This window comes from Alkalibacterium iburiense (assembly GCF_039521845.1).
Lineage (GTDB): Bacteria > Bacillota > Bacilli > Lactobacillales > Carnobacteriaceae_A > Alkalibacterium > Alkalibacterium iburiense.
The window spans coordinates 1-3,231 of record NZ_BAAACW010000157.1; the positions used below are offsets into that span (position 1 = coordinate 1).

At 38.7% G+C, this 3,231-nt stretch carries 4 protein-coding genes; 3 read left to right on the forward strand and 1 reads right to left on the reverse strand.

The features are described from left to right. Positions 1 to 269 (forward strand): GNAT family N-acetyltransferase (locus tag ABDZ53_RS11805; protein ID WP_343756773.1); only part of this gene is annotated, 269 nt, incomplete at its 5' end. A 90-nt stretch (positions 270 to 359) separates the two neighbouring features. Next, positions 360 to 1,721, forward strand: a complete 1,362-nt coding sequence (locus tag ABDZ53_RS11810) for a DUF4301 family protein (protein WP_343756775.1) — start codon at positions 360 to 362, stop codon at positions 1,719 to 1,721. Positions 1,722 to 1,777: 56 nt separating this feature from the next. Here the strand turns inward: ABDZ53_RS11810 and ABDZ53_RS11815 are convergent, their stop codons facing one another. Continuing rightward, positions 1,778 to 2,266 (reverse strand): hypothetical protein, encoded by a 489-nt coding sequence (locus ABDZ53_RS11815; protein WP_343756777.1) that lies wholly within the window; start codon positions 2,264 to 2,266, stop codon positions 1,778 to 1,780. Between the two features lie 148 nt (positions 2,267 to 2,414). Between ABDZ53_RS11815 and ABDZ53_RS11820 the strand changes: the two genes are divergently transcribed. After that, positions 2,415 to 2,984 (forward strand): nucleoside hydrolase, encoded by a 570-nt coding sequence (locus ABDZ53_RS11820; RefSeq protein ID WP_343756779.1) that lies wholly within the window; start codon positions 2,415 to 2,417, stop codon positions 2,982 to 2,984. Positions 2,985 to 3,231: the final 247 nt, after the last annotated feature.

The following is a 3,231-nucleotide window of genomic DNA, read 5'->3' on the forward strand; positions in this document are numbered from 1 at the left end:
CAAAACAGAAATGGCCTGCGTTCGACAAAGCACTTAAGAATCCCACTGCTTTAGCTGTGGGAGTGTCAACCGATTATCTAGGGCAAAGATTAGCCCAAAAGCTTCTGGATAAATGTATCCAAGTAGCCCGTAAGAAAGGAAAGAAAAAAGTACACATCGAATTAGATGAGTTCAACGAACGAGCTCTCGCTTTTTTTGAAAAACATGACTTCGAAGTTGTGGAGGGAACCTCAAATAATACAGTTTACATGGAAAGAGTGTTGTCCTGATTATTTTATTTTCTCCTTTTAATCAACTTTTCTCGTCACTTATGTTAAAATTGACGTAATATAGTCTAAAAGGAATAAAGGAGAATGAAAGTGGAAGATACAATTGAAAAGTTTAAAAAAGGGGTGCAATACGTTCCGATTGCCTCAGCCGTTACAAAAAAAGAACTGACACCAGCAAAAGAGTCTGACGTAGACTTTAACGGCTACAGTATGACGAAGTTTATTCCTGCTAGTGGAGCAGCGACTCGTATGTTCAAAGACCTTTATACCTTTTTAGAGGATAAAGAAAATACGGCGTTCGTCAATACTTTTTTTGATAACCTTAAATCCTTTGCTTTTTATGAGGTCTTAGAATCCTATGTTGATTTAAACGAGCTAGATACCGACAAATTAGAAGATCGGCTACTCATTGCGAATAAATTGCTCAATGATATGAATTATGGTGACACTCCAAAAGTCCTTCTCCCATTTCATAATTATGGTCAAACGATAAAGACACCTATAGAAGAGCATATTTATGAAGGCGAACGGTATTTAGATTCTGAAAATGTCACCTTGCACTTTACGATATCTAAAAAGCACGAGGATGAATTTAATACCTATATTAGAAAGGTTTTAGCTGACAAGCCTCACGTATCAATCACGTATTCTCACCAAGAAGAGGATACGGATACCATGGCGGTTGATTTAAACAACGAGCCTTTCTATTTAGATAACGGAGAGATTTTGTATAGACCGGGGGGCCATGGTGCGTTAATCAATAACCTAAATGATCGCCCAGAGGACATTATATTTATAAAAAATATTGATAATGTCACGCATCAAAGTCGCATTGAAGAAACAATTTCTTCGAAAAAAATGCTGGCTTCTATAGGCTTGGAAGTGAAAAAGCAAATAGACACCTATATTCAACAGTTGCAGTCGGATGAATATGACTTGGATGAAATCAGCTCATTTATCAAAGACCGATTGAATATCACTTTGAAGACGGACATGACAAAAGAAAAAGCGCTCGCCTTCCTGGACCGACCGCTTCGAGTGGCAGGTGTCGTGAAGAACCAAGGGGAACCGGGTGGAGGCCCTTATGTCGTGGACAATGGGGAGTATACAGATTTACAAATACTTGAAAAAGCAGAGATCAATTTAAATGATGAAAGCCAAGAAGCTATTCTTAGCAACTCGGAATACTTTAACCCTGTAGATTTGGTTTGTTTCACAAATAATTATAAAGGTGAAAAGTATAACCTTCTTGATTTTGTAAACGAAGACCGGTACTTCATCAGTGAAAAGACACATGAAGGCCGTCCCTTAAAGGCCCTTGAGCATCCAGGCCTTTGGAATGGGGCGATGCACAACTGGAATACAGTATTCGTAGAAGTGCCGTTGTCTACTTTTAATCCTGTTAAACAAATAAATGATTTACTTAAAGAAGGACACAAAGAAAAAAGATAAACACTCAAAAAAGCTTCAAACTCCTATCAAAATGAGTTTGAAGCTTTTATGTGTCGTTAATCCTCTAAATCCCAAGTCATGAGTTCAAACATCCCACCACCGTAAATAGTATTCTGGTATTCATCCGATTCAAAGTCTTTGGTTGACAACATATGGTTCACTTCATGTGTCATCTTTTCGATAGTGGAAAGGTAACCGCTGAAGGTTTTATAATCAAAGTCACCCGGTTCGAAAGTGTATGTGTTCGTTAAAATCATGTTTCCATTTTCGGTCGATACAGTCGGTGTGGCATAGAAGACATCCAGATACATAAGAATCTGATAGGTTTTCCGTAAATCATTTTTAGCCAAGGTGACGAAGTTTTCAATATAAGTCATAACGACAGAAACTGTAGAGCGCTTTTCGTCATAAGTGATTGTTAGAAGAGAAGGTGCCGCTGTGTACTCAAAAGATATAACGTATGTGTATATAGGGTCTTCTTCCGTATAGGTTACTTTCCCGTATTCGAATCTTAGGTTTCGTAATAAGTTGTGTTGGATAGCCATTTGTTAGCCCTTTCTCAAGCTGTATTAGCCTTTATTTTACCCTGACTACCCTTTAAAAGAAAGCCTATTTTATGAAAGTAACAAGATTCTCATTTGATACAGTATTTTCATGCTATACTTTCTTTAAATGACAAAGGGGGATACAAGAATGAATGAGTGGAAAAAACGACCGATTATATTGGATTGTGATCCGGGAGTAGATGATGCCTTTGCGATAGCGATGGCTTTTTTAGAGGATGATTTAGATGTGCGGGCTATTCATACGGTAGCCGGGAATGTGACAGTGGAACATACGACGAAAAATGCAAGAGGCTTGGTGAAAGTGCTTGGAGTGGACGTTCCCATCGCAAAAGGAGCATCCGGCCCTTTAATTTGTGACCCTCACTTTGCGGCAGAAGTACATGGAGAAAATGGCTTTGGGGGAGTGGAATTGACTGACTTGGCTCCTTTGTCTGAGCAGACAGCCATGGAATCTTATGTGACCCTTTTGTCTGAAGCAGACGAGAAAGTGACCATTGTAGCCACAGGCCCTTTAACTAATCTGGCGCTCTTAATCAAGAGTTATCCGCATTTACTGGAAAAGATTGACTGTATATCTTTGATGGGTGGTGGCTTAAAAGGCGGGAACACAACCAGCGCAGCAGAGTTTAATTTCTTTTATGATCCTCATGCGGCCCACATTGTTTTCTCAAGTGGATTACAGAACTATCAAGCGTGAAAGCCCACGGTTTTAATCGTGGGATGAGAGCGTACATTGAGATAAATGTCTGATTGTTTTGTCTTCTTTTTCTTTTTCTTTTAAAAATAAGTATACATTTCTCTAGCCTTTCCGTTGACGGAGTGATATAATAAAATTAAATAAAAGAACATACGTTCGTTTGCAGGAGAGAGGTGAAGCGAGTGAAAAAAGAACAGACAAAGTCCTGTGTTAAAGTGCTCAAAGTAAAATTAAAGCCGACTAAAGA